We start from the raw sequence: 23,829 nt of genomic DNA on the forward strand, positions 1-23,829 counted from the left end.
GGCGCCGGCGTCGACTTGTGCGTGCACCGGATGAGTGCGCTGGCGCGCGGAGAGTGTCAGGCTGGAGGCATGTCCCGGCCAATCGCTCCCACCGTCTCGAGGAACTGACCGTGGCCTGGAATCCGTTCCGCCGCGATCGTGCCGTCGACAACGCCGTCGTGCAACCGCCGACGGCCTGGCCGCACGCGTCCGACGACGATGGGGCCGCGCGCTGGCGCGAGCTCGTCGGGCTTCTGTCACCGGATGCCGGGCTCGCCGAGGTGGTGCTGCAGGCCTACTCGTCACCCACCGCTTACCTCGAGGCTCACGCCGCCGAGGCCGAGAACCGGGGCCTCGAAGACGATGACGTAGATCCCTGGTTCGCACTCGTCGACTGGCTCATCGAGAACGAGTTGGCGCACGAGCTCGACTGGAAGGACAACGCCGCCGAACTCGCGTGGGCGCTGAGCCGAATGAGCGTTGTGCTCTCGAGCGGGGTCGACCTGCAGTCGGTCGACCATGCGGATGCGCACCTCACGTTCGGCATGCTGCGTGCGAACGCGCTTCTCGCCCCGGTCGGTCTCGAGCTGCTCGTCTTCGACATCGACTCCGACTCGTATCCCGTGGTCCTCGTCGAGAGCGCCAAGCGAGATCGCATCGTGGCGCTCGCGGCAGAGCTGGGCCATCGTGTCGAGATGATGACGCCGGAACGCGCGCGCCATGAGGGCGGCCGGGACTACACCGGTGAGATCGAACTCTGAAGCACGGAGGCGTGTCGCTGCGCCTCGACGACCACATAGTTCTCTGCATCGAAGCGTGATAGCCGTCGCTGGAAGGCGTAGGCGAAGTCGGGCCACAGCAGTGTTAGCCGCCCACTTCGCTCGTCGACGTACCAGCTCTCGCATCCGCCGGTCAGCCACACGGTCGAGGCGGCCTTCGCGTCGATCTCGCGAGTGTATGCATCCTGCGCCTCGAGCGACACGTCGAGAGCGTCGACGCCGTTCGCGTCGCGGTGATCGAGTGCGGCGAGCACATAGTCGATCTGAGCCTCGATCATGACGACGGCGCTGTTATGGCCGAGGCTGGCATTCGGCCCGTCGAGCACGAACATGTTGGGGAATCCGTGCACGGTCGTCGACGCATGCGCGCGCATGCCCGAGGCCCATACATCGGCGAGACGGATGCCGCCAGCACCGAAGGTGCGTGCGGCGAACGGCGGGCGCGTCGACTCGAATCCGGTGGCGAACACGAGCACGTCGAGCTCGAATTCGGCGCCGTCGGCCGATGTTGCGACGCCTCCCGCGACCGATCGCAGGGCCGAGGGTTCGAGTGTCACGGATGGGGAGGCGAGCGCCGGGTAGTAATCGTTGGAGATGATCACCCGCTTGCATCCGATCTCGTAGTCCGGCGTCGCGGCGGCGCGCAGGCCCGGATCGGCGACCTGCGCCTCGAGGTGCCCGAGCGCGCGGTCGCGCAGCCGATCGATGTAGCCGGGCACGCGCATCCGCTCGGCGAATGCCGTCTCGGCGCCCCAGAAGAGGTCGTCGCGCATCGCCGCATGCGACGCCGGATCGGCCGCGAAGCCGGCCTGCTCGTCGCGCGTGTACGGCCGGTCGGGCCGCGGAACGACGTAGGGGGCGCTGCGCTGAAACACGATCACGCTCGACGCCGTCTGCGCCAGCTGCGGAATGAGCTGTGCCGCCGACGCCCCGGTGCCGACGACTCCGACGCGCCGGCCCTGCAGCTCGACGGAATCGTCCCACGCCGAGGAGTGCATCACCGGTCCGGGGAACGTGTCGAGTCCGGGCACCTCGGGCATGCGCGCATCCGACAGGCGCCCCGCGGCGACGATGAGCGTGCGGCACACATAGTCGCCCGAGCCGGTGCGCACCCGCCACCGCCTGTCGTCGGCGAGCCAGCGCATCTCGAGCACCTCGGAGCCGAGTCGCAGATGGCGCTCGAGGCCCTCGGTGCGCACGGCATCGCGCAGGTAGCCATGAATCTCGCTGCCGCCCGCGAAGAAACCCGACCAGTCGGGCTTGGGCAAAAACGAGAACGAGTACAGGTGCGAGGGGATGTCGCACGCGACGCCGGGGTACACATTGTCGCGCCAGGTGCCACCCACATCGTTCGCGCGCTCGAGGATCACGAAGGACCCCTCGCCCCGTCGAGCCAGGCGGATGCCCGCGCCGAGTCCCGCAAAGCCCGCTCCGACGATCACGGTGTCTACCTCGGTCGCGCCGTCGAGCGAGGTGCGCGCGACGGTGTTCCGGATGCCTGCGGCAGCGACCGCCGATCGGGTCGTGTCGGGCGCGCGGTCGGCCCTCGCCCCGTCGATGAACTCCTCGATGAGGCTCAGAATCCGCGCCGGTCGGTCGAGCAGCGTGCGACGCTCGTCGCTCGTGGACAGCACGAGAACGCGTGACTCGTCCATGCCATGCGCGCCCGCGTCCGCATCGGCGGGCTCCGGATCGATGAGCACGATGCGCCCGACGAGCGAGGCGCCGTGGCGCGCTGCTCGGATCGCCTCCGACGAATGACCGCCGATCGCCACGACGGTGGCGCCCCCGACGGTGTCAGCCAGGGACTCGTTCCAGTCGATGACGCGACGGCCCGCGGCGTCGGGCACCCGAATCGTGAGCACGTCGCGGGTGCGCGCCAGCATCGGCCGGAGGAAGTCGAAGTCTGCGGCCCCGCCACCTCCCGGTCCGTGCAGCAGCACGACGGTGGAGCGCAACGCGGCCGACGGGCTCGCGCTGGCGCTCGCCGCACCCGCCGTGCGCGCCTCGTCGTGCAGAGTCATCGCCGGGCGGGCTCGAGCGAACCGCGGCGCTCGGAGATCGGAAGCTGTAGCCGAGTGGCGGGCGGCGCATCGGTACGTCTCGCGAAGCGTAGTTGCTCTGGCGTCGGAGAGCCGTAGCTCGTGGTGCGCTGCCGCACGCCCCGCCCGATCTCATTCGCCGTTCGCTCGAGATCGGCGATGGTGAGCGAGCGATGCGCTTCGGCCCCGGCTTCGGGTCGGGCCGTTCCGTCGAGCAGAAGCCCGCCCAGGTCGTCGGCGCCGCCGCGCAGCACCGACTGGCTCTCGGCGAGTCCGAGCTTCGTCCATGCCGCCTGCACGTGGTCGATGCGCCCGTGCAGCAGCAGGCGCGCGACGGCGTGCACCGCGCGGGTCTGGCGCGCATCCGGACCGGGGCCGGCGACGCGCGCGACCGGCGCCGGGGCATCCAGCCGTACGTACGGCATAGGAATGAACTCGGTGAATCCGCCGGTCTCGTCGTGTAGGCGGGCGAGTCTTCTCAGGTGGGCGAGCTGTTGAGCGGGCGTTTCGACGTGGCCGTAGATCATGGTCGCGGTGGAGCGGAGGCCCGCGCGATGAGCGGCCGCCATCGACGCGATCCACTCCGACGCTGGCGGGTCTCCGTCCTCGCTGAGAATGCGGCGCACGTCGTCGTCGAGAATGCGCGCGCCCGTTCCCGGCACGCTGTTGACTCCCGCTTCGCGCAAAGCCTGTAGGTACTCCGGCAGCGACAGACCGAGCCGGCGCGCGCCATCCGAGATCTCGGTCGGGCGGAAGGCGTGAAGGTGCAGGCCGGGCTGGCGCGACCGGATGGCGCGCACGATGTCGAGATATGCCGTGGCCGGCATGTGGCTCGGAACAGCGCCCTGGATGCACAGCTCGGTCGCTCCGAGCGACGCGGCCTCATCGGCGAGCTCGCCGATGTGTTCGAGGGTGAGACCGTTCGCCGAATCGACCCCGTAGAGAGAGGAGTCGATGTTGCGGTTGATCACGAAGGTCACGTCGTCGCCGACGGTGTCGTGGCGGATGTCGTCGGCGAGCGAGGCGAGCGCGTCGAGTTCTGCGCCGGTCGCCTGGAGAAGGTCGAGGTAGTGGGCATCGCTGAGGGCTGCCGGGGTGGTCGAGGCCGCGAGGAGGGCTGGGGTCGCGGGGGTTCCCTTCGACAGGCTCAGGGAACGAGGCCACGGGCGGCCGACGACGGGCGCGTCTTCCTCAGCGAGTCCGTTCGGTGCGGCCAGCGCCTCGACGTGCGGCCTTATGCGCGCATCGATCCACTCGTCGGGCTCGCGCACGAACTGCGGATGCGCGGTGAGCCGCTCGCGCAGCTCGAATCCGGCGTCTTGCGTGAGTGCCGCGAGGGTGTCGAGCTCCGGCCACGGACGCTCCGGGTTGACGTGATCGGCGGTGAGCGGGCTTACTCCGCCCCAATCGTCGATGCCGGCGCGCAGCAGCAGGCCCAGCTCGTGCGCGTCGGTGAGGTTCGGCGGCGCCTGGATCGTGGCATCCGGCCCCATCACGACGCGGGCCACGGCCACGGCCGCGACGTACTCCTGCAGAGCCAGGTCGACCTCGTTCTGCATCGCCGTGCGCGGCTTCGCTCGGAAGTTCTGAACGATCGTCTCCTGGATGTGCCCGTGCCGCTCGTGCGAGGCGCGGATCTCGAACAGCGCCTCGGCGCGTTCCGCATTGTTCTCGCCAATGCCCAGAAGTACACCCGTGGTGAACGGAACCTTCGACCGGCCCGCGTCGTCGAGCACGCGCAAACGCAGCGCGGGGTCCTTGTCGGGGGATCCGTAGTGCACGCCGCCCTTCTCCGACCAGAGCCGCGTCGCGGTGGTCTCGAGCATCATGCCCATGGATGGGGCGACGGGTCGAAGGGCCTGCAGCTCGCTCCACGACATCACACCGGGATTCAGGTGGGGCAGCAGTCCCGTCTCCTCGAGCACGAGAATCGCCATGGCCCTGATGTAGTCGGTAGTCGATGAGTAGCCGTGGGCATCCAGCCATTCGCGCGCGACAGGCCAGCGGTTCTCGGGGCGGTCGCCGAGGGTGAACAGCGCCTCCTTGCAGCCGAGGGCCGCGCCGGCCCGAGCGACCTCGAGAATCTCCTCCGGCGACATATAGATGGGCTTGCCCTTGGTGGCGAGCTTGTTGGGCGTCTCGACGAAGATGCAGTAGTGGCAGCGGTCCTGACAGAGGTGCGTGACCGGGACGAACACCTTCTTCGAGTAGGTGATGACGCCTGTACGGCCGGACGCGTCGAGACCCTCGTCGCGCAGCCGCGACGACACGGCGAGCAGCCGCTCGAGCTCATCGCCGCGGGCCGAGAAGAGCAGCTCGGCGTCGGCCTGTGTGACCGCAGCGCCCCGCTCGACGCGCCCCAGCGCATCCTGAATCTCATGCACCGGTGGAACGGAGAAGTCGTCGATCATCGGCATCTTTCGTCGCGGGGGAGTGGGGCTGGTACTCGACAGAGGACCGTTGAGCCCAAATCCAGGCCCGCGTGCTGATTGCCTTCCACTATACGCGCGGCTCGATTTCGGATGCCCCGGGCGGCCCGTCATGCGGCGTCACGGAATTTTCGAGGGGCGTCGAGCGCTGGCTACCCTGACACCTCAGCCACACAGCAAAGGACCACCCGTGAAACGCTCATCCTCTTTCGTCGCGCTCATCTCGCTCGCTGCAGCCGCAACCCTTGCCCTGGGCGCCTGCGCGAGCCCGTCGTCGACATCCGACGGAGCGACGAGCGATGGCAAACTGAAGGCGAACTCGCTGGCCGCGATCCAGGAGGCCGGAGTTCTCACGGTGGGCACCGAAGGCACCTACAAGCCCTTCAGCTACCACGAAGACGGAACTGGCGAACTCACCGGTTACGACGTCGAGATCATCACGGCCGTCGCCGACAAGCTCGGAGTGAAGGCGAAGTTCGAAGAGACCCAGTGGGATGCGATCTTCGCGGGCCTCGAGGCCGGCCGCTTCGACGTGATCGCCAACCAGGTCTCGATCAACGACGAGCGCACGGCGAAGTACGACTTCTCCAAGCCCTACACGGTGAGCCCCGGCGTCATCGTGGTGAAAGACGACAACACCGACATCACGTCGTTCGCCGATCTCGCGGGCAAGACCACGGCGCAGTCGCTTACGAGCAACTGGTACGAACTGGCCCAGAAGAACGGCGCCAACGTCGAGGCCGTCGAGGGCTGGGCACAGGCAGTCGCGCTGCTCGAGCAGGGTCGCGTCGACGCCACGGTGAACGACAACCTCACGTTCCTCGACTACGAGAAGCAGAAGGGTGACACCGGGCTCAAGATCGCCGCAGAGACAGACGACCCCTCGCTCAACGCGTTCGTCTTCACCAAGGGCAACACCGAACTGCAGCAGGCCGTCGACAAGGCGCTCGATGACCTTCGCGCAGACGGAACGCTCGCGAAGATTTCCGACAAGTACTTCGGAAGCGATGTCACGCAGTAAGACTGTCGCGAAATAGGCTCGATCGATGACACCTCCGTGCGCGAGGATTGACGAATGACCGAATCGCTGTGGGAACTGCTGCTGCGATCGCTGCTTCCCATCGTGGGTGGTGCGCTCACCGGCACCATTCCGCTCGCACTGCTTTCGTTCGCACTCGGTCTGGTCATCGCCCTCGGCGTCGCGTTGATGCGGCTGTCGCGCATCCGGGTCGTGTCTGGCCTCGCCCGCGGGTACATCTCGATCATCAGGGGCACGCCCCTGCTGGTGCAGCTGTTCGTGATCTTCTACGGGCTGCCGTCGATCGGAATTATCGTCGACCCGTGGCCGAGCGCCATCATCGCCTTCTCGCTCAACGTCGGCGGTTATGCGGCTGAGGTGATTCGGGCCGCCATTCTCTCTGTGCCGAAGGGGCAGTGGGAGGCCGGCTACACGATCGGCATGTCGCGTGGGCAGACGCTGGTTCGGGTGATTCTGCCGCAGGCCGCGCGGGTCTCCGTTCCTCCGCTCTCGAACACCTTCATCAGCCTCGTCAAAGACACGTCGCTCGCCTCGCTCATTCTGGTGACCGAGCTGTTCAGGCAGGCGCAGCAGATCGCGGCGTTCAGCCAGGAGTTCATGGCGCTGTACATCGAGGCCGCCGTCGTCTACTGGGTGATCTGCCTCGTGCTCTCGAGCGCCCAGTCCGTGCTCGAGAAGAGACTGGACCGCTATGTCGCCCACTGATCCCCTCGCCCCTGAACCCGTGGATGCGCCGATCGAGGCGCCCCTACTGACAGCCCGCGGCATCCGCAAGAGCTTCGGCGATGTCGAGGTGCTGAAGTCGATCGACCTCACCGTGCCTCGCGGAAACGTGGTCGCCCTGATCGGTCCCTCGGGCTCAGGCAAGACCACCGTGCTGCGATCGCTCAACGGCCTCGAGGTGCCCGAGGCGGGCACCGTCGAGTTCTCGGGCGGCGACGTCGTCGACTTCGCGCAGGCTCCCAGCAAGAGGCAGCTCGCGTCACTGCGCGATCGCTCCGCCATGGTCTTCCAGCAGTTCAACCTGTTCCCGCACCGTACGGTTCTCGAGAACGTGATCGAGGGCCCAGTGCAGGTGCAGAAACGGCCGAAGGCCGAGGCGATAGCGGATGCGCGTGCGCTGCTCGAACGCGTCGGTCTCGGCGCGAAGGCCGATGCGTATCCGTTCGAACTCTCCGGCGGCCAGCAGCAGCGGGTGGGCATCGTGCGCGCCCTGGCCCTCAAGCCTCAGTTGCTGCTCTTCGATGAGCCCACGTCGGCTCTCGATCCCGAGCTTGTCGGAGACGTTCTCGACGTCATTCGAGAGCTCGCGGCAGAGGGCTGGACGATGGTGCTCGTGACGCACGAGCTCACCTTCGCCTCGCACGTCGCGGACACGATCGTGTTCATGGACGGCGGTGTTGTGGTCGAGTCCGGCCCGCCGTCGGAGGTGCTGCAGAATCCCCGCGAGGCGCGCACGAAACAGTTCCTGCACCGCCTGCTCGACCGGTAGACGACGCTGTACTTGCGTTCGAGCGCACTCGAAGTCTTACCGTTTCGAGCATGAGTACATCGACGAAGACATGGATCATCACTGGCGCCAGCTCAGGTCTGGGCCGCGCCCTAGCCGAGGCCGCTCTCGCGGCCGGTGAGCAGGTGGTCGGCACGGCGCGGCGCATCGACCGATTCGAGCCCCTCGCAGACGCGCACCCGGAGCGTTTTCTGGCCGTGGCGCACGACGTGCGCGACGTCGACGGCGCGGACGGTATCGTGCACGCGGCGCGGGAGCGTTTCGGGAGGGTCGACATTCTCGTCAACAATGCCGGTGCGGGGCAGCTCGGAGCCGCCGAAGAGGTTTCTGATGGGCAGTTGAGCGACATGATCGCCCAGCACCTTCTCGGCCCCGCTGCCTTCGTTCGTTCGGTGCTTCCCGTTATGAGAGAGCAGGAGAGCGGCGCGATCGTGCAGATGAGCAGTCAGGGCGGCCGGCTGTCTTTTGCCGGCGTAGGCAGCTACTCGGCAGGAAAATTTGCACTCGAGGGGTGGTCTGAAGCTCTCTCCGCCGAGGTCGCCCCCTTCGGAATCAGGGTACTCATCGTCGAGCCGAGCAGATTTCGCACGGGATTCAACGATGTCGACGTTCTCGTCTCGGCGCCACAGCGAACCGAGTACGACGGAGTGCTCGCGGGCATTCGCCGCGATCTCTCTGCCGTGTCCGGGCGGCAGGAAGGTGACCCCGCGCGGGGTGCTGCAGTGATTCGGCAGGTGCTCGATCGGCACAATCCTCCGCTCAGGCTCCCGCTCGGCGACGAGGCTGTCTACAACCTCACGGAGCTGTACCGACGCGAACTGAGGAACGTCGAGGAGCTGGCTGCGTTGTCGCGGTCGGCAGACTTTCCTGACGCAGAACCGACCAGGCCGCGACCATCCGGCGGTAGCGTGACACCATGACGACAGCCTCCCTGATCGCCCGGCTGCTTGAGGAGCACAGTGCCGTCGATCACGCGACGGTCGAAGCGCTGCGTGAGCTGCTCGACGACTCCACGATTGAAGCCGAGATGCCCCTCATTGGCGTTGCCGATGCGGCAGCGCTTGTCGGTTTGAGTGCCCACACCCTCCGCTATTACGAGAGCGAAGGGCTCGTCCGGCCGCAGCGCGACGGCGCAGGCCATCGTGTGTACGGCGCTGCGGATCTCAGACGGCTGGTGTTCCTCACCCGCATGCGCGTATCTGGCATGGTGATGCTCGACCTCAAGCGGTATATCGCGCTTGTGGAACAGGGCGAGCACACCACCTCTGAGCGGCGCGAGATGATGCTCGACCAGCGGGAGCGTATTCGCCGGCAACTTCGTGAACTCACCCTCGCCCTCGAGACAACCGAGTACAAGATCCAGAGCTACAACGGAGCGCCCGCAACTGAGTAGTTTGCGCCCAGACCGGTAGTCAGGCGACGAGCGACTTCTTGCGTTGTTTGAACCAGAGCACGAGCATAAAGCTGAAGATCACCAGTACCATCCACGAGCCGATTTTGCTCGCGTGCACGAGGGTCCACCCGGCCTCCTGTCCGGGGTAACTCCAAGCTCCGAGGATCGTTGCGACGTTCTCGACGAACCAGATGAAGAAGCCGATGAGCAGGAACGAGATGAGCAGCGGCATCCGGTAGACCGTTTGACGAACCCTGAAGCGCACCCACGTCTTGCGCATCAGCACGGCGACCACGATCAGCAACGGCCACCGCATATCGGGCAGCCAGTGATTCGTGAAGAAGTTCACGTAGAAGAGGATGGCCGTGATCATCGTGGGAATCATCGGCACGGAGTCGATGTCGAGATCGAATCGGCGCCACGCCTGGCAGATGTAGCTCGCGATCGCCGCGTACATAAATCCGCTGTAGATGGGAACATCGCCGATGCGAAGCAGACCCTCGTCGGGGTATGTCCACGAACCGACGGCGACCTTGAAGACTTCGAGTGCGAGGCCGAGCACGTGGAACATGCAGATGACGAGCAACTCGTCGCGCGTCTCGATCTTCGTCGCGAGCAGCACGATCTGCACGATGATGCACCAGACGAGCATCGTGTCGTAGCGGGCGAGCCCGAAGTCGACGAAGTGGGTGATCGCAAGGCCCAGAACGATCGAGACGGCGAAGAGGCACGAGAGCGCCTGCTTGAGACCGAAGTCGAGCAGATCGAGCAGAAGAGACCCTGCCCTCGCTGTGGTTGTGGTCATCGCCGGAGCATAGCGTGCGACGATGGCGGCTCCGCTGAACCCCAGCGCAGCGTGCCGATACATAATGGCTGCATGATCACCGTCGAACTCGCCCGATCACTGCGCGATGCCGGGCTGGTGTGGAAGCCGGCTTCGGGGGATCGTTTCTCGATTGATACTCCCGCATTCGACCCCGAGGCGCTCGACGCCGAGGTCTTCACCGTCAGCGACATGACCATCGAGGCCCAGCACTATCCCACCGGAACCATTCTCGGTTTCAACGGCACGACGGAGTGGGCGCTCGACTCGGTCGAGTTGCACGAGGCGTTGTGGCTGCCTCGTGAAGACCAGCTCCGCGGGATGCTCCGAGGTGCTTTCCGGTCACTCGTGCGGCTGGAGACCTCGGAGGACTCGGCGCCCGAGTATCGTGTCGACATCGTCTTTCGGGGCACGCCGTCGAGTCACACGGCCGCAGACCCGGCCGACGCCTACGGGCGGGCCGTGCTCACGCTAGTGGCGGCATCCAGCGCCTCGGTCTGAAAGGGGTGGACGCGGGGCAGCACGATCCACGAAACTGAGGTCACCCGGGAACTGTTTCCGGAATCGACAAAGGGGTTGGATTCCATGGCTGACACGTATCGTGCACTGCTGCAATCAGGCGGACTCTCAGAGGGCAAGGAGACCGTCGAGCATTTCGTCGATGGCAAGCCCCGCGAGACGATCGTCGAGGTCTTCGATGCCGAGGGCGAATCGCAGGAGAGGGTCTGGCGACTCGTCGTTCCCGTCACGCCCGAACCGATCTCTTACGAGTTGGTGGGAGACACTCCGCAAGAGATCCCCAACTGATCGGTGTGCCTGTAACTGATCGCAGGAGGCATCACAAGCCCCCGTCCACCACGTGCGCGTGGGGCGTAGCGTGAAACGCGTGCCGGGACTCACAAGGATTCCGGAAGACGAAAGGTGGATGCCATGGGATTCGACGACAAAGTCAAGAACGCCGCAGATGACCTGGCCGGCAAGGCGAAGGAAGCCGCAGGCAAGGTCACAGGCAACGAGCGCCTCGAAGCCGAGGGCAAGGCCGACCAGGTAGGCGCAGACGCCCGCAAGGCCGGAGAGAACGTCAAAGACGCTTTCAAGCACTGACGGTCTTGGCGCGGCCACAGGCTGACGCATGATGACCGGGAATGCCGGGGCACCACGGGTGCCCCGGCATTCGTCTGGATGGGGGAGTTTCTTATGACGCAAGGAGTATCGGGTGTCCGTCGCTGAACGCCTCGAATTCTGGGCAGGGAAAGCGGCTGAGGTCGCGGGCGATCCGCAGCGGGCCGTCGACCTCGCGCTGTCGATCTGCAACGACGCACCTCTACCCGGCTCCGGCGAGACGCCGGCCCTGTTCGAGCTGTTCCGGGCTCTCGGCCGTGCCGACCTCACCGCGGCACGAGTCGTCGAGGCGCATCTGGATGCTCGTGCGATCCTCGCCGAGGCGGGTCTTGAACCGCAGGCGGGCGCCTGGGGCGTGTTCGCCGCCGAGGGGCCGCGAGTGCGTCTCGATGCCCGGGAGTCCGACGGAGGATTCCGTCTGTCGGGCACGAAGCCGTGGTGTTCCATGGCGCACCTGCTCGACCGTGCCCTGGTTACGGCGCACACGGCAGACGGCCACCGGCGGTTGTTCGACGTGGATCTTCGAGCTGACGGCGTGACGGCGCGCAGTGGTGAGTGGGTCGCCTTGGGTCTTCAGGGAGTGCCGAGCGGAGCCGTGGATTTCGACGACGTCGTCGCAGCGCCCGTTGGCGCCGACGACTGGTATCTCGACCGGCCGGGCTTCGCCTGGGGTGGCATCGGCGTCGCGGCGTGCTGGCTGGGAGGAGCCGAAGGCCTTGCGCATCGGATGCTGTCCGGCGCGCGTTCGGCGAATCGCGAGCCGGATCAGATCGCGCTGATGCACCTCGGCGCCGTCGATGCCGGGCTCTTCGCCGCGCGGGTCACGTTGGACAACGCCGGCCGCAGTATCGACGAACGAACAGCCGAGGGCGTCGACGGGCGCATACTGGCCGCGCGCGTTCGCATCGTCGTGGCAACCGTCGTCGAAGACGTGCTCCGCCGCGTGGCTCACTCGCTCGGCCCGGCGCCCCTCGCCCTCGAGGCGGAGCATGCGCGACGCGTGGCCGATCTCGAACTCTATGTGCGGCAGCACCACGCCGAGCGCGATGAGGCATCGCTGGGCAGGCGCATCCTCTCAGAGGAGTCGGCGCGGTGAGCTTCGACCATCGAGATGCGGGCACGTCGGATTCGGCATGGCTCGCCACAGCTGAGTGGGCGAGCGTTCAGGCGCTGGGTCTCGGCGGCGTCGAGCTGCTCGTGGTCGTCGCCGCCCATCCCGACGACGAGACGCTCGGAGCGGGAGGCCTCATCGCCACGGCGCACGCTGCAGGCATTCCCGTGGCCGTGATCGTCGCGACGGCCGGAGAGCATTCGCATCCCGAGTCGAAGACATTCGCTCCTGAACGTCTAACCGTCATTCGTCGCGCCGAGGTCGTGGGAGCGATCGACGCCCTCGCGCCGGGAGCCCCGGTGCAGCTCCTCGGTCTCCCGGACGGCGAGCTCCGGCAGAATGCCGATTCGCTGACGGCTGCGGTCAGGGCGTGTATCGGCGACCATGCCGGAGTGCTGGTCGTCTCACCCTGGCGCGGCGACGGGCATCCGGATCACACCGCCGCAGGCGACGCGGCCGCAGCGGCGGTCGAAGCCGCCGGCGCGACGCTCGTCGAGTACCCGATCTGGGGCTGGCACTGGGGCCGGCCGGACTCGCCGGCGTGGCCGTGGCAGAGACTTCGCACCGTGCTGCTTGGCCGCGAAGCCGCCGTGGCCAAGGTGGTCGCGCTGGGGCTCCACCGGAGCCAGACCGAGCCGCTCTCTGACGCTCCGGGAGACGAGGCGATCGTCTCTTCATCGTTCGCTGCGCATTTTCGCCGTGACTTCGAGACCTTCTTCGTCGCCGACGAGCCGGTGGCGCCGAACTCTCACGAGTCGTTGGCCCAGGGATACTTCGACACCTTCTATGAGGGACGCACCGATCCCTGGGGCTTCGAGACACGATGGTACGAGGAGCGCAAACGTGCCCTCACGCTGGCAGCGCTCCCGCGGCGACGCTTCGGCTCGGCGCTCGAGATCGGCTGCTCGATCGGCGTACTCACGGCTGAACTGGCGGATCGCGTCGATGACATGCTGGCCACCGACATCGCCCAGGCGCCGCTCGATGCCGCCGCGCACCGTCTGGCCGGCCGCTCCGAGGTTCGCTTCGAACGCCGCGCCCTTCCCCAGGAGTGGCCTGACGAGACGTTCGACCTGATCGTCGTCTCCGAAGTGGGGTACTACCTCTCGCCTGATCGTCTAGACGAACTCGTGCGCCGAGCATCCGACAGTCTGAACGACGGGGGCATCGTGATCGCGTGCCACTGGAGGCACCCTGTCAGCGACTACCCCATGCGGGGCGACGACGTGCATGAGGCATTCCGCCGCTCTGCCAAGCTCGTGCGGGTTGGGGGCTATGACGACGACGACTTTCTTCTGGATGTCTTCGGTCGCCCCGGAACGGCATCGGTCGCGTCGGCGGAGGGGTTGGCGTGAGCGCTCGCATCAGGCAGCTCGTCGTCGTCGTTCCGGCCCGAAATGAAGAGAAGACGATCGCCCGCTGTCTCGACGCGCTGGAAGCGGCGGTCGAACGGCTTCGCGGCACCCGGCCGACCGACCTCCCCGATGTGCGCATCGTCGTTGTGCTTGATCGATGCATCGACGGCACGGCGCAGATCGTCGCCCGGCGATCGACCGTCGACGCAGTCGTCAGCTCGGCAGGCAAGGTGGGATCGGCACGCGCACGCGGCATCGAGCGGGCGCTCGCGGCCAATGCTGTGCCGCCCGAGAACATCTGGATCGCCAACACGGACGCGGACTCGGCAGTCTCTGCCGACTGGTTGTGCGTGCAACTGGAGGCAGCCGAGGCAGGGCACGCGATCTTGCTCGGTGCCGTTCGCCCCGATGAGGACGGGCTTGAGGCCGAGCGGCTCGCGCACTACCTGCGCCGGCATCCGCTGCGCGAAAGCCACCGCAACGTGCACGGGGCCAACCTCGGGGTGCGGGCCGATCACTACCTGGCCGCGGGAGGGTTCGCCGACGTGGCCACAGGAGAAGACGCGGCACTCGTCGCGGCGCTCGAGAACCTCGGACTCGAGGCGGCCAGCACTGCACGCGCCGCTGTACTCACCTCGTCGCGATTGCTGGGTCGGGCGCCCGACGGGTATTCAGAGGTACTCCGCGCCATCGCGGGTTAGCCGCAGTCTTAGCTGTTCTGCTGCGCGGCGAGAAGCTCGAGGGTGCGCTCCGCGCCGGCGCCGACTCGAACGTCTTGGCCGTCGTGGTCTGAGGCGATCGGCGACACCATGACCTCATCGACTCCATACTTCGTGGCAAGAGCCGTCAGCTGCGCCCCTGCCGTGTCGGGCGTTCCGATGATCCATCGCGCCGACTGGTCGGCCACGAGATCCTCCTCCATCGGGTTCAGCGTCACGGCCTGGGCCTGCTCGACCGTCATACGAGGGCCGAGGGTGCTGCCCGAACGGAGCCGGGCCATCGTGATGAGCTGGGGGAGAGCGAGTGCTTCGGCCTCGTCTCGGGTGTCGGCGACCACAGCGTTGACCGTGAGGAACGTCGTCGGCTCGGCGAGTGCGGGAGACGGCTGGAACTCACGGCGGTACAGGTCGAGTGCGCTGTCGATACCCGACTGCCCGAAATGGTGGGCATAGACGAAGGCGATTCCGAGGCGAGCGGCCAACTGGGCGCTGTACGTGCTCGAGCCCAGCAGCCAGAGCATGGGCGAGGATGCCGTGCGCGGGGTCGAGCGCAGCGAGTAGTCACGGCCGCGAAGCGGAATAACGACCCCCGGCTGCGATGCGGCGTCGAAAGCATCGGCGATCGGCGTGTCGTCGGAGCCGAGAAGTCCGGCGACCAGCTCGACGTCGCCGGGGAACGAATCCACTCCCGACTCCTCGGCTCGCGTGCCGCGCAGCATGTATGCCGTGACGGGGTCGGAGCCGGGTGCTCGCCCGATGCCGAGGTCGATGCGACCGGGGTGCATGGCCTCGAGTAGAGAGAACTGCTCGGCCACGGTGAGAGGGGCATGATTGGGCAGCATTACTCCGCCTGATCCGACCCGGATTCGGCTTGTGTTCGCCGCCAGATGGGCGATCAGCACGGCCGGAGAGGTCGCCGCGACGGCCTCCATGTTGTGGTGCTCGGCGACCCAGTATCGGGTGAAGCCGAGATCGTCGGCTCGTCGCGCGAGAGAGACAGCCGCAGCGACGGAGTCGGCGCTCGTCTGGTCGGTGCGCACGGGCAGGAGGTCGAGAACGGAGAGTTTCAGCATCGTCTTGGTCAACGCTTCGGATGTCCGCCGGTATTCCGCGGTCTCGAAGGTCTCGGCCGAAACCGGACAAATGCGGCGAAACCCCTCGCAGATGCCAGGATTTCGGGCGTGGCGCGCTTAAGGTAACCGTGTGTGGCGCGCCGATAAGAAACTAGATGCAGACGGAATTCCGACTGCGGCCGACGACGACTCGTCGGCCTGGGGTCGCCAGACCGCGCCTGAAAAGGGCGGTCGACCTCTTACCAACCTCACCAGCGAAAGCCGGGTCGAGCCCAATCGAGAGCGTTGGAGAGACGAGCTCAGCAGGGTAGGTGGAGTATCACCGCTCATCCACTTCGACGACTCGCCTCGAAACCGCATCGACCTCTCGGCGACCCACCCCGGAGGACTCGCGCAGTTCATTACGGGCAACGCCACGCTGCTCTCGAGCCTCATTCGCGACGAGCTGGCCCTGCGCACCGCCCGCCTCGCGGCCGCAGCGATCACCGACAAGGGCGTCGAGCTTCGCAGCGTGCGTGGCATCGATGCCGTCAATCTTGGTATCGGATTCGCGGAGTGGCGACTCGAGCAGGAGTCTTTCAGTGCCCCGGTGCTGTTGCGCCCCGTGTCTGTTCGTCGCTACGGACGTGACTTCGAACTCAAGCTGCGCGGCGGTCCCACGGTCAACCCCGAGCTCGTTCGCGCCCTGTCCGAGCAGTTCCAGATCGAACTCGATGCCGATGCACTCGTGGCGCTTGCGGTCAACAACGGCGTCTTCAAGCCGCAGCCCGTCATCGACCAGCTGCGCGGTCTCACTTCGCAGCTGGCGTGGTTCAGCGTCAGCCCCCGTCTCGCCGTCTCGACCTTCGCCGATGTGAGCCATGCGCTGGTCGACGATGCCGTCGACCTCGCGCATCCGGTTCTCGACGCTCTCGCGGGTAACGTCACGGCCCGCCGCGGCGTTCAAGACGGCTATCACCCGGTCGACGCGACGCCGCAAGACCAGCGCCCGCCCGCCACCGACACACTCCTGCTCGATGCCGACCCCGAGCAAGAGAACGTCATCGCTCAGATCGGCGCAGGCAACTCGCTCGTGGTCAAGACTCTGCCCGGAACGGGCGGCACCCAGACCATCGTCAACGCCGTCGGCGCTCTCATCGCGCAGAACAAGCGCGTTCTCGTCGTGAGCCCCCGTCGTCTCAGCCTGCGCGGAATCGCCAGGCGCCTCACCGACGTCGGCCTGCCCGGCGTGGCTGTGTCGCCGCGCACGCTGCGCCGCGATCTGATCCAGTCGATCGGTCGCAACGAGAAGGCCAGGCAGCCCCATGTCGCCGACGTCGATGAGGCTCTTGTGCGCCTGCGCGGCGTTCTGCTCGACTACCGCAGCTCGCTCGGCCGGGTCGACCCCGTGCTCAAGGTCTCGGTTCTGGATGCGCTTCGCGAACTCGCACGCCTCGAACTGCTCCAGACGCCTCCCTCCACCAAGGCTCGCCTCGATCGACATGCCCTGGAGGGGCTGGCCTCTGGCCGCGTCCAGGCGGCGAAGACTCTGAGCAAGGCCGCGGCCCTGGGCGAGTTCCGCTACGGGCCAGACGACTCTCCCTGGTACGGCGCCGCGTTCGCATCGTCCGACGATGCCCACAGTGCACACCAGCTTGCCAAGAAACTGCACAAGACCGACCTTCCCACACTGCTTTCGGGCGCATGGGAACTGATCGGACAGACCCGCATGCGGCCCTTCGCCACGCTTACTGAGCTCGGCGTCTACCTGCGCCTGCTGCTCGATCTGCGCGAGACGCTCGACAAGTTCCTTCCCGTGGTGTTCGATCGTTCGCTGACCGAGTTGATCGCGGCGACCTCGAACCGTCGCGACTCGCCGCAGCTCTCGTCGACGAGCCGTCGACGCCTGCGCGGCCTGGCGCGAGAGTACGTGCGGCCCGGAGTACACATCGGTGACCTCAACGAGGCCCTCAAACACATTCAGCAGCAGCGCACCCTCTGGTACCGCTTCGCCGCAGCGGGCATCCCGCCGGAAATCCCCATCGGTATCGCCGATGTTCAGGTCGCCTACCAGCGGGTCACTGAAGATCTGGCTCAGCTCGACGTGCCACTGGGCACCGTGGGCACGGCCAGGCAGCTGACGAGTCTGCCCATCGACGAGCTCGTATCGATGGTCGAGGGGCTTGCCGCCGACTCCGAGGTTCTTGCCAATCTGCAGGAGCGCACGGCGCTCCTCGACACGCTTCGCGAGCACTCGCTCGACCCTCTCCTGACCGACCTCTCGCAGAGGCACGTGCCCGAAAGCGCCGTGGCCGATGAGCTGGAGCTCGCCTGGTGGCAGTCGGTTCTCGAACTGATGCTCGCCAACGACAGGGCGCTTCTGGGCGCGAACACCTCTGTGCTCGATCGGCTCGAAGCCGACTTCAGGCTGGTCGACGAAGCACACGCCTCAGCAAGTGGCGCTCTCCTCGCATGGCAGCTCGCCGAGACATGGAGCGTCGGACTCGTCGACTATCCCGAAGAGGCTGCGGCCCTCAAGAACATTCTGCGCACCGACGGCGTCGATTCGCAGGCCTTGCACGAGGCGGCCCCGCACCTGGGTCGCGTCCTTGCGCCCGTGTGGCTCGCCTCTCCCTACGAGATCGCTGAGATCTCCGACTCGCTGCACTTCGACACCGTCATTCTGGTCGACGCGGGAGCGACGACTCTGGCAGAGAACGTTGGAGCGATCCGTCGTGGACGTCAGGTCGTTGCGTTCGGTGACCCGGTGACGCAGACTCCGTCGCGCTTCGACATCGCCATCGCGGCGACACCCGACTCGTCGAACCGTGCTCAGGCCGAGCAGTCCGTCGAAGAACTGCATGCCGAGTCTGCGCTGGCCCGACTCGCCGAACTGGTGCCGACACTTCCTCTGACGCGCAGCTACCGTGCGGGCGGCGAAGACCTGGCAGAGCTCGTGAATCACCGCTTCTACGGCGGAAAGATCGACTCTCTTCCCTGGGCCGGAACCTTCCTCGGCCACGGCAGCCTCGCCCTGCACTACGTGGAGGGTCGCGGCGGAATGCCCGACACCGAGACTGGTGCAGTCGAGAGCGTCGACGACGAGGTCGATCGGGTCGTGGCGCTGGTGCTCGACCACGCCATCAACTACCCGGGCGAATCGCTTATGGTCATCACGGCCAGCCCGCGTCACGCCGTGCGCGTGCAGCAGGCGGTTCTGTCGGCCTTCGCCAAGCGCAGCGATCTGAGCGACTTCATTCTGAAAGACCGCGCCGAGCCGTTTATGGTCGCCACTCTCGACCAGTCGGTCGCCCAGAGCCGCGACCGTGTGATCTTCTCAGTGGGCTATGGCAAGACCACCCACGGCCGCGTGCTCACGAACTTCGGTGCGCTGGGGCGTCCCGGCGGCGAAAGACTACTCGCCGTGGGCATGACTCGTGCTCGCCGCTCGATGGACATCGTCAGCTGCTTCCACCCGCACGACATCGATGAAGAGCGTATGGCCCACGGCATCGTGGCGTTGCGTCAGATCCTCACCGAGGTCGAATCCGGGCCCACCCCCGACACGTTCTCGAGCCCGGGCGATGCATTGCTGATCGACCTGGCCCGACGGCTCGGATCACGGGGCCTCGAGGTGGCATTCGAACACCGCGGCAAGCTCACGCTCGTGGCCTCGCACGACGGCCGCGCGATCGCCATCGAGACGGATTCGGTGGTGCACGCTTCGAGCCTGCGCGAGTCTCTTCGCCTGCGTCCCGACATGCTCAGACGACTGGGCTGGCACTACCTGAGGGTGCACAGCTTCGAACTGTTCAGCGACCCCGAGGCCGTTGCCTCGCGCATCGCCCAGATCATCGGGGTGCGCGAGCTCAAGGCCGTCGACAGGCAGCCGACCTCGCCCAGCACCGACGAGACGGCGCCGCTTCCGTTCTCCCGATAGGCTCGGCTCCCGTGGTGCCGAAAGAGACGAACGATGCCGATTCTGCGTGCGCCGAGCCGACGGTTCGCCGAACAGGGCGTCGCCGCGTCACAACGGATGCCGTGGCCGGCTCAGACCCGACACCTCAGCGAGCCGATGGCTCGGCCGTGGAGAAAGCCGACGAAGACACGGACGCCTCGTGGGGCGATCCTTCGCCGCGCGGCAGCGACAAGAACGACGACAGGCTGAAGCTCGAGAAGCCGCCGCACTGGTGAGCGAGCCGTCTCCCTGACCTGATCAGGCGTCGTGTGGAGTGCCCGACGACGATGCCTGCTGCTTGGCGAGCAGGTCGCGGATCTCGGTGAGCAGTTCGGCCTCGGTCGGGGGAGAGGTGACCGCGTCGTCGGGAGTTGGCTGCTGCTTCTTGATGAAGGCCACCTTCTTGAGGTGATTGATCGGCAGCACGAACACGAAGTAGACGACCACGGCGACGATCAAAAATTGGATGATCGCGGCAAGCACGGTGCCTAACTCGATGGTGCTCTTGCCGACGGCGATCGGGAACGCTCCGACGAGACTCTCAGCCCCGCCTACAGCGCCAAGCACAGGAGTGATGACGTTATCGACGATCGATTTGACGACGGCACTGAATGCCGCGCCGATGACCACGGCGACAGCCAGGTCGATAACGTTTCCGCGGAGGACGAACTCCTTGAATCCTTTGAGCATGGTGCTTTTCCTTATCGCTTCTCTATTTGGCCGAGCTGCCGGATGCGGCAGGCGTTGACGAACCGCTCGAGCCGCTCGAACTGCTGGATCCGCTCGAACCGCCGGAGCTGGACGAGGTCGACGGCGCAGCGGGCGTGGAGGATGACGACGATTCGCCCGATCCACTCGCCTTGCCTGTGCTGCTCGAGCCGCTTGTGCCGGCCGACTTCTCGCCCGCGCGCGAGTCGGTGCGGTAGAAACCCGACCCGTTGAACGTCACGCCGACGGCGCTGAACACCTTGCGGAGTTTTCCGCCGCAGACGGGGCACACCGTGAGGGAGTCGTCGGTGAATGCCTGGTGGATGTCGAAGGCGTTTGTGCACTCGGTGCAGCGGTACGAATAGGTGGGCACGGAAGATGACTCCTTGAAAACGGTGGAACGACGTGCCGAACGGCGCGGGTTAGAACGTGATGATCTGCGTGGGGGTGACGACGCCGTCGACGGGCTGGTCGTGGATCTCGCGAGGAACGGTTTCGAGCAATTCGTCGTCGAAGATCACGGCGTAGACGGGAGGGCACTTCTGCATGCTTCCCAACGTCTTGTCAAAGTATCCCCGACCCCAGCCCAGTCTGACCCCGGAGGCGTCGACTGCGGCGGCAGGGATGATGATGAGATCGACATCGTTGATGATCATCGGGCCGAGAATCTCGCCGATGGGTTCGGGCATGCCGAACAGGCCCTCGGCTTCTGATTCACCGTCGCCGTGGGTCCAGTCGAGTAGGCCGTCCTCCCTGGCGATGGGAAACAGGGTGCGGATGCCGTTCGCCTGCGCCCAGTTGAGGAACTCGCGGGTGTTCGGCTCGTGCGTGGCCGACAGATAGCACGAGATGAAGCCCGCGCCCGTGTCTGTGACCAGCTTCTGCAGGTTGCGGGTGAAGCCCTCGGTGGCGGATGCCCGCTCGACGGACGTTCGAGTTCTACGTCGCTCTCGGAGCTCGGCTCGAAGTGCGCGTTTGATGTTGCTCGGGTCGGTGACCATCTAAGAGATTTTAGTTGCATGTATGTATCGCCCGTGTTTCGCAATCCGGCGCATCGACTACGTGGCATTGGATAGCCTTGGCGGTATGGGGACAAAGATTACAAAAGCCGTCATTCCTGCAGCCGGGCTGGGAACTCGCTTCCTGCCCGCCACGAAGGCGCTGCCTAAAGAGATGCTTCCGGTCGTCGACAAGCCGGCTATCCAGTACGTGGTCGAAGAGGCCGTGAAGGCAGGGCTCGACGACATCCTCGTCGTGACGGGCCGCAACAAGCACGCACTGGCCAACCACTTCGACCGCGTCACCGAGCTCGAGGCCACTCTCGAGTCGAAGGGTGACGGCAACAAGCTGCGCATGGTCAACGAGGCCACCGCGCTCGCCGAGATGCACTACGTCCGTCAGGGCGATCCCCGCGGGCTCGGCCATGCCGTGCTGCGCGCCCGCATGCACGTCGGCAACCAGCCGTTCGCCGTTCTCCTCGGTGACGACCTGATCGACGCCCGAGACGAGCTGCTCACCCGCATGATCGAGGTGGCTGAGACGCGCACCACGACCGTCGTCGCCCTCCTCGAGGTCGACCCCTCGGTCGTGCACATGTACGGCGTGGCATCCATCGAAGAAACCGACGAAGACGACGTGGTGCGCATCACCGGCCTGGTCGAGAAGCCGGCCGCAGAAGACGCTCCCTCGAACTACGCGGTCATCGGGCGCTACGTTCTGCAGCCCGAGGTCTTCGACGTTCTCGAGAAGACCGAGCCGGGCAAGGGCAACGAGATCCAGCTCACCGACGCGCTCGAAACCCTCGCGGCCGACACCTCGATCGCTGGTGGCGTCTACGGAGTCGTCTTCCGCGGTCGTCGCTACGACACGGGTGACAAACTCGACTACATTAAGGCCATCATCCAGCTGGCGAGCGATCGCGAAGATCTGGGCGGCGACCTGCGACCCTGGCTCAAGGAATACGCCAAGGGCCTGTAAGCGGTCCCCAAGTTCACCACAACGCCGAAGGAATGACTGTCACCGCCGATGTTTGTTCCCACCCTGTCCGACGGCCCCATCGTCATTCGCCCCATCCGGGTGCGGGATGCGCGAGCGCTCGAACGTGAGCTCATGGAGAACCGCGGCTGGCTGCGCAAGTGGGAGGCGACCAACCCGCACGGGCCGATGTCTTTCGATACGCGGGCGAGCATCCGGTCTTTGCAGAGCAACGCGCGAGCCGGCTACGGACTGCCGTTTCTGATCGAATACAACGGCGAGCTGGCGGGCCAACTCAACGTGTCGTCGATCAGCTACGGGTCTGTGTCGTCGGCGAGCATCGGCTACTGGGTCTCCGAGCGGTTCGCGGGCAAGAACATCACGCCCACCGCCGTCGCCCTGGCTTCCGACTACTCGTTCTTTCAGGTGGGACTTCACCGCATCGAGATCTGCATTCGGCCCGAGAACGCACCGAGTCTTCGCGTCGTCGAGAAGCTGGGCTACCGCTACGAGGGGCTTCGGCGCCGGTTCATTCACATCAACGGCGACTGGCGCGATCACTTCTGCTTCGCCCTGGTCGCCGAAGAGCTTCCCGTCGGTGTGCTGCGGCGGTGGAAAGACGGTCGGGTTCCCGCGGGCGAAGGCTCCGTTCCGCTTGTCGACCGCGAGGCCGCGCAACGGGCCATCGAGACGATTCCTCGCTGACTTGCGACTAATTGCGTCGCGGGTGTTCGCGACACACGCAGCCAGAAGGCTCCAACAGGCCATCGCTCTCATACCGTAGAGCCATGACAACGGACTGGCTGGGCGGAGGCCTCATCATCGCCGTCGCAGCTGGGCTGTGGCTGATTTATTTTATGCCGACCTGGTCTCGGCGCCGAGAGTTCTTCGCGACCGAGCGCAACGCTGTGCGGTTGCAGCAGACGCTGCGCATTCTCGCTGAGACGAGCGAGGTGCCCGACGAGATCCGTGTCGCCACGACGGCGCGCAGTGTGGCCGAGCAGCAGCGCTATCTGCGCCAGGTGTCGCAAGATGCCACGCCGGTTGCCGTTCTCATCGCGGCCCGCATCAAACGTTCGCGCGCCGTCACCACCGCGATCTTCCTTCTCTCCGCGTCGATCGCGGTTCTCGCCGGTTTTCAGATCACTCTCGCCGGTGCCTGGGTCGTCGTCGCCATCGGCGCCTCCGTCTCCTCCCTCTGCGTTGTGATGCTGGGCAAGCTCGCCCGCGCCGGCCGCAGCCTTCGCCTCCCCGCACCGCGGCTTACCGTGCACGACCAGACGCTGGTCGACCACGGGGGATCGTTCCTCGACGCCGAGCCGGCTCCGGTCGCCGCGCCCGTCGCTCCGAGTGAGTGGACTCCCATCCCGCTTCCCAAGCCTCTCTATGCCGCCCGCGTCTCTGCGCCGGGTCTCGCGACCGCGTTGCCCTCGGTGGCTCGCGAGGTCTCGCTCGAGATCGAGGCCGACCTCCGTCGAGCCGCATCGGATGCCGAGAACGCCCTGCGCGCGGCAGCGTCCGCCGGTCCTGCGGTAGCCCCCATCGAGCTTCCGCTCGCACCCATCGCCGAGCCGGTGGCACCGCGCCCGCCCAGCCGTTTTGCATCCATGGGCATCGTCGACACCACCGACGGCTCACGGCTCGACCTCGACGAGGTTCTCGCACGCCGCAGGGCAGGCTGAGCGTCTCGTTCGGTTCGGAGTCGCTGCCGCGGTCGTGATAGTCTTCCAAGGCAGTTCCGGGGCATTGGCGCAGTTGGTAGCGCGCTTCGTTCGCATCGAAGAGGTCAGGAGTTCGAATCTCCTATGCTCCACCAGAACAGCACGAAGAAGCCCC

General features: G+C 66.3%; 24 protein-coding genes and 1 tRNA gene. 18 read left to right on the forward strand and 7 right to left on the reverse strand.

What is annotated here, in order from left to right; all coding sequences use genetic code 11:
- Positions 1 to 110: 110 nt before the first annotated feature.
- Positions 111 to 740, forward strand: a complete 630-nt coding sequence (locus TZ00_RS18025; protein ID WP_044443842.1) for a DUF6630 family protein — start codon at positions 111 to 113, stop codon at positions 738 to 740.
- On the opposite strand, the gene TZ00_RS18030 is transcribed toward TZ00_RS18025, so the two are convergent.
- Positions 716 to 2,782: a flavin-containing monooxygenase gene (locus tag TZ00_RS18030; protein WP_238579754.1), complete on the reverse strand. Its 2,067-nt coding sequence runs from the start codon at positions 2,780 to 2,782 to the stop codon at positions 716 to 718. The genes TZ00_RS18025 and TZ00_RS18030 overlap by 25 nt on opposite strands.
- On the reverse strand, positions 2,779 to 5,211 hold the full coding sequence (cofG, locus tag TZ00_RS18035; protein WP_152631264.1) for a 7,8-didemethyl-8-hydroxy-5-deazariboflavin synthase CofG: 2,433 nt from the start codon (positions 5,209 to 5,211) through the stop codon (positions 2,779 to 2,781). The genes TZ00_RS18030 and cofG overlap by 4 nt, the downstream gene beginning before the upstream one ends.
- Before the next feature lie 208 nt (positions 5,212 to 5,419).
- On the opposite strand from cofG, the gene TZ00_RS18040 reads away from it, so the two are divergent.
- The 5 genes from TZ00_RS18040 to TZ00_RS18060 are packed head-to-tail and all read left to right on the forward strand — an operon-like array spanning position 5,420 to position 9,171.
- Complete coding sequence (locus TZ00_RS18040) at positions 5,420 to 6,250, forward strand: amino acid ABC transporter substrate-binding protein (protein WP_044443844.1); 831 nt, start codon at positions 5,420 to 5,422, stop codon at positions 6,248 to 6,250.
- A gap of 54 nt (positions 6,251 to 6,304) precedes the next feature.
- Positions 6,305 to 6,973: an amino acid ABC transporter permease gene (locus tag TZ00_RS18045; protein WP_044443846.1), complete on the forward strand. Its 669-nt coding sequence runs from the start codon at positions 6,305 to 6,307 to the stop codon at positions 6,971 to 6,973.
- The gene (locus TZ00_RS18050; protein WP_044443848.1) at positions 6,960 to 7,760 is read left to right on the forward strand and encodes an amino acid ABC transporter ATP-binding protein; all 801 of its coding nucleotides are present in this window, start codon (positions 6,960 to 6,962) and stop codon (positions 7,758 to 7,760) included. The genes TZ00_RS18045 and TZ00_RS18050 overlap by 14 nt, the downstream gene beginning before the upstream one ends.
- Before the next feature lie 50 nt (positions 7,761 to 7,810).
- Positions 7,811 to 8,698, forward strand: coding sequence for an SDR family NAD(P)-dependent oxidoreductase (locus TZ00_RS18055; RefSeq protein WP_044443850.1), 888 nt, complete (start codon positions 7,811 to 7,813; stop codon positions 8,696 to 8,698).
- Positions 8,695 to 9,171: a MerR family transcriptional regulator gene (locus tag TZ00_RS18060; protein ID WP_044443852.1), complete on the forward strand. Its 477-nt coding sequence runs from the start codon at positions 8,695 to 8,697 to the stop codon at positions 9,169 to 9,171. The genes TZ00_RS18055 and TZ00_RS18060 overlap by 4 nt, the downstream gene beginning before the upstream one ends.
- 19 nt (positions 9,172 to 9,190) lie before the next feature.
- Here the strand turns inward: TZ00_RS18060 and TZ00_RS18065 are convergent, their stop codons facing one another.
- Positions 9,191 to 9,976 carry a DUF817 domain-containing protein gene (locus tag TZ00_RS18065; RefSeq protein ID WP_044443894.1) on the reverse strand — a complete coding sequence of 262 codons (786 nt, stop codon included), beginning with the start codon at positions 9,974 to 9,976 and terminating at the stop codon, positions 9,191 to 9,193.
- A 72-nt stretch (positions 9,977 to 10,048) separates the two neighbouring features.
- Here TZ00_RS18065 and TZ00_RS18070 point away from each other — a divergent pair, with 72 nt between their 5' ends.
- The 6 genes from TZ00_RS18070 to TZ00_RS18090 all read left to right on the forward strand — a co-directional run bounded on the left by TZ00_RS18070 (position 10,049) and on the right by TZ00_RS18090 (position 14,283).
- A complete protein-coding gene (locus TZ00_RS18070) occupies positions 10,049 to 10,495 on the forward strand; it encodes a hypothetical protein (protein WP_044443854.1) in 447 nt (148 codons plus the stop codon).
- Between the two features lie 84 nt (positions 10,496 to 10,579).
- The gene (locus tag TZ00_RS18075; protein ID WP_044443856.1) at positions 10,580 to 10,801 is read left to right on the forward strand and encodes a hypothetical protein; all 222 of its coding nucleotides are present in this window, start codon (positions 10,580 to 10,582) and stop codon (positions 10,799 to 10,801) included.
- Positions 10,802 to 10,924: 123 nt separating this feature from the next.
- On the forward strand, positions 10,925 to 11,098 hold the full coding sequence (locus TZ00_RS19520; protein ID WP_078715552.1) for a CsbD family protein: 174 nt from the start codon (positions 10,925 to 10,927) through the stop codon (positions 11,096 to 11,098).
- A gap of 112 nt (positions 11,099 to 11,210) precedes the next feature.
- Positions 11,211 to 12,212, forward strand: a complete 1,002-nt coding sequence (locus TZ00_RS18080) for an acyl-CoA dehydrogenase family protein (RefSeq protein WP_044443858.1) — start codon at positions 11,211 to 11,213, stop codon at positions 12,210 to 12,212.
- Complete coding sequence (locus tag TZ00_RS18085) at positions 12,209 to 13,582, forward strand: bifunctional PIG-L family deacetylase/class I SAM-dependent methyltransferase (protein WP_044443859.1); 1,374 nt, start codon at positions 12,209 to 12,211, stop codon at positions 13,580 to 13,582. Before TZ00_RS18080 ends, TZ00_RS18085 begins: the two co-directional genes overlap by 4 nt.
- On the forward strand, positions 13,579 to 14,283 hold the full coding sequence (locus TZ00_RS18090; protein ID WP_044443860.1) for a glycosyltransferase family 2 protein: 705 nt from the start codon (positions 13,579 to 13,581) through the stop codon (positions 14,281 to 14,283). Before TZ00_RS18085 ends, TZ00_RS18090 begins: the two co-directional genes overlap by 4 nt.
- Positions 14,284 to 14,291: 8 nt before the next feature.
- Here TZ00_RS18090 and TZ00_RS18095 read toward each other — a convergent pair whose 3' ends face one another.
- On the reverse strand, positions 14,292 to 15,374 hold the full coding sequence (locus tag TZ00_RS18095) for an LLM class flavin-dependent oxidoreductase (protein ID WP_202965872.1): 1,083 nt from the start codon (positions 15,372 to 15,374) through the stop codon (positions 14,292 to 14,294).
- A gap of 130 nt (positions 15,375 to 15,504) precedes the next feature.
- Here TZ00_RS18095 and TZ00_RS18100 point away from each other — a divergent pair, with 130 nt between their 5' ends.
- Both TZ00_RS18100 and TZ00_RS18105 read left to right on the forward strand, forming a co-directional pair.
- The gene (locus TZ00_RS18100; RefSeq protein ID WP_238579755.1) at positions 15,505 to 19,293 is read left to right on the forward strand and encodes an AAA family ATPase; all 3,789 of its coding nucleotides are present in this window, start codon (positions 15,505 to 15,507) and stop codon (positions 19,291 to 19,293) included.
- Between the two features lie 11 nt (positions 19,294 to 19,304).
- On the forward strand, positions 19,305 to 19,547 hold the full coding sequence (locus TZ00_RS18105; protein WP_044443861.1) for a hypothetical protein: 243 nt from the start codon (positions 19,305 to 19,307) through the stop codon (positions 19,545 to 19,547).
- A gap of 22 nt (positions 19,548 to 19,569) precedes the next feature.
- On the opposite strand, the gene mscL is transcribed toward TZ00_RS18105, so the two are convergent.
- From mscL to TZ00_RS18120, 3 genes are read right to left on the reverse strand one after another with little or no spacing between them, the layout of a single operon-like run.
- The gene (gene mscL, locus TZ00_RS18110) at positions 19,570 to 20,001 is read right to left on the reverse strand and encodes a large conductance mechanosensitive channel protein MscL (RefSeq protein WP_044443862.1); all 432 of its coding nucleotides are present in this window, start codon (positions 19,999 to 20,001) and stop codon (positions 19,570 to 19,572) included.
- A gap of 22 nt (positions 20,002 to 20,023) precedes the next feature.
- A complete protein-coding gene (locus TZ00_RS19525; RefSeq protein WP_078715532.1) occupies positions 20,024 to 20,392 on the reverse strand; it encodes an FmdB family zinc ribbon protein in 369 nt (122 codons plus the stop codon).
- 49 nt (positions 20,393 to 20,441) lie between these two features.
- Complete coding sequence (locus TZ00_RS18120; RefSeq protein ID WP_044443864.1) at positions 20,442 to 21,020, reverse strand: 5-formyltetrahydrofolate cyclo-ligase; 579 nt, start codon at positions 21,018 to 21,020, stop codon at positions 20,442 to 20,444.
- Positions 21,021 to 21,105: 85 nt separating this feature from the next.
- On the opposite strand from TZ00_RS18120, the gene galU reads away from it, so the two are divergent.
- The 4 genes from galU to TZ00_RS18140 all read left to right on the forward strand — a co-directional run bounded on the left by galU (position 21,106) and on the right by TZ00_RS18140 (position 23,809).
- On the forward strand, positions 21,106 to 21,996 hold the full coding sequence (gene galU, locus TZ00_RS18125) for a UTP--glucose-1-phosphate uridylyltransferase GalU (protein ID WP_044443865.1): 891 nt from the start codon (positions 21,106 to 21,108) through the stop codon (positions 21,994 to 21,996).
- Between the two features lie 48 nt (positions 21,997 to 22,044).
- Positions 22,045 to 22,698 (forward strand): GNAT family N-acetyltransferase, encoded by a 654-nt coding sequence (locus TZ00_RS18130; protein ID WP_044443866.1) that lies wholly within the window; start codon positions 22,045 to 22,047, stop codon positions 22,696 to 22,698.
- 83 nt (positions 22,699 to 22,781) lie between these two features.
- The gene (locus TZ00_RS18135; protein ID WP_044443867.1) at positions 22,782 to 23,675 is read left to right on the forward strand and encodes a hypothetical protein; all 894 of its coding nucleotides are present in this window, start codon (positions 22,782 to 22,784) and stop codon (positions 23,673 to 23,675) included.
- Positions 23,676 to 23,733: 58 nt separating this feature from the next.
- A tRNA-Ala gene (locus TZ00_RS18140) sits at positions 23,734 to 23,809 on the forward strand.
- Positions 23,810 to 23,829: the final 20 nt, after the last annotated feature.

The sequence above is a fragment of the Agreia bicolorata genome (genome assembly GCF_000938265.1).
In the GTDB taxonomy this organism is placed as follows: Bacteria; Actinomycetota; Actinomycetes; order Actinomycetales; family Microbacteriaceae; genus Agreia; species Agreia bicolorata.

Coding starts and splice junctions, on each gene's coding strand:
- TZ00_RS18030 (WP_238579754.1), bottom strand. CDS start 2,782: ATGACTCTGCACGACGAGGCGCGCACGGCGGGTGCGGCGAGCGCCAGC.
- cofG (WP_152631264.1), bottom strand. CDS start 5,211: ATGATCGACGACTTCTCCGTTCCACCGGTGCATGAGATTCAGGATGCG.
- TZ00_RS18045 (WP_044443846.1), top strand. CDS start 6,305: ATGACCGAATCGCTGTGGGAACTGCTGCTGCGATCGCTGCTTCCCATC.
- TZ00_RS18050 (WP_044443848.1), top strand. CDS start 6,960: ATGTCGCCCACTGATCCCCTCGCCCCTGAACCCGTGGATGCGCCGATC.
- TZ00_RS18055 (WP_044443850.1), top strand. CDS start 7,811: ATGAGTACATCGACGAAGACATGGATCATCACTGGCGCCAGCTCAGGT.
- TZ00_RS18060 (WP_044443852.1), top strand. CDS start 8,695: ATGACGACAGCCTCCCTGATCGCCCGGCTGCTTGAGGAGCACAGTGCC.
- TZ00_RS18065 (WP_044443894.1), bottom strand. CDS start 9,976: ATGACCACAACCACAGCGAGGGCAGGGTCTCTTCTGCTCGATCTGCTC.
- TZ00_RS18070 (WP_044443854.1), top strand. CDS start 10,049: ATGATCACCGTCGAACTCGCCCGATCACTGCGCGATGCCGGGCTGGTG.
- TZ00_RS18075 (WP_044443856.1), top strand. CDS start 10,580: ATGGCTGACACGTATCGTGCACTGCTGCAATCAGGCGGACTCTCAGAG.
- TZ00_RS19520 (WP_078715552.1), top strand. CDS start 10,925: ATGGGATTCGACGACAAAGTCAAGAACGCCGCAGATGACCTGGCCGGC.
- TZ00_RS18095 (WP_202965872.1), bottom strand. CDS start 15,374: ATGCTGAAACTCTCCGTTCTCGACCTCCTGCCCGTGCGCACCGACCAG.
- mscL (WP_044443862.1), bottom strand. CDS start 20,001: ATGCTCAAAGGATTCAAGGAGTTCGTCCTCCGCGGAAACGTTATCGAC.
- TZ00_RS18120 (WP_044443864.1), bottom strand. CDS start 21,020: ATGGTCACCGACCCGAGCAACATCAAACGCGCACTTCGAGCCGAGCTC.
- galU (WP_044443865.1), top strand. CDS start 21,106: ATGGGGACAAAGATTACAAAAGCCGTCATTCCTGCAGCCGGGCTGGGA.
- TZ00_RS18130 (WP_044443866.1), top strand. CDS start 22,045: ATGTTTGTTCCCACCCTGTCCGACGGCCCCATCGTCATTCGCCCCATC.
- TZ00_RS18135 (WP_044443867.1), top strand. CDS start 22,782: ATGACAACGGACTGGCTGGGCGGAGGCCTCATCATCGCCGTCGCAGCT.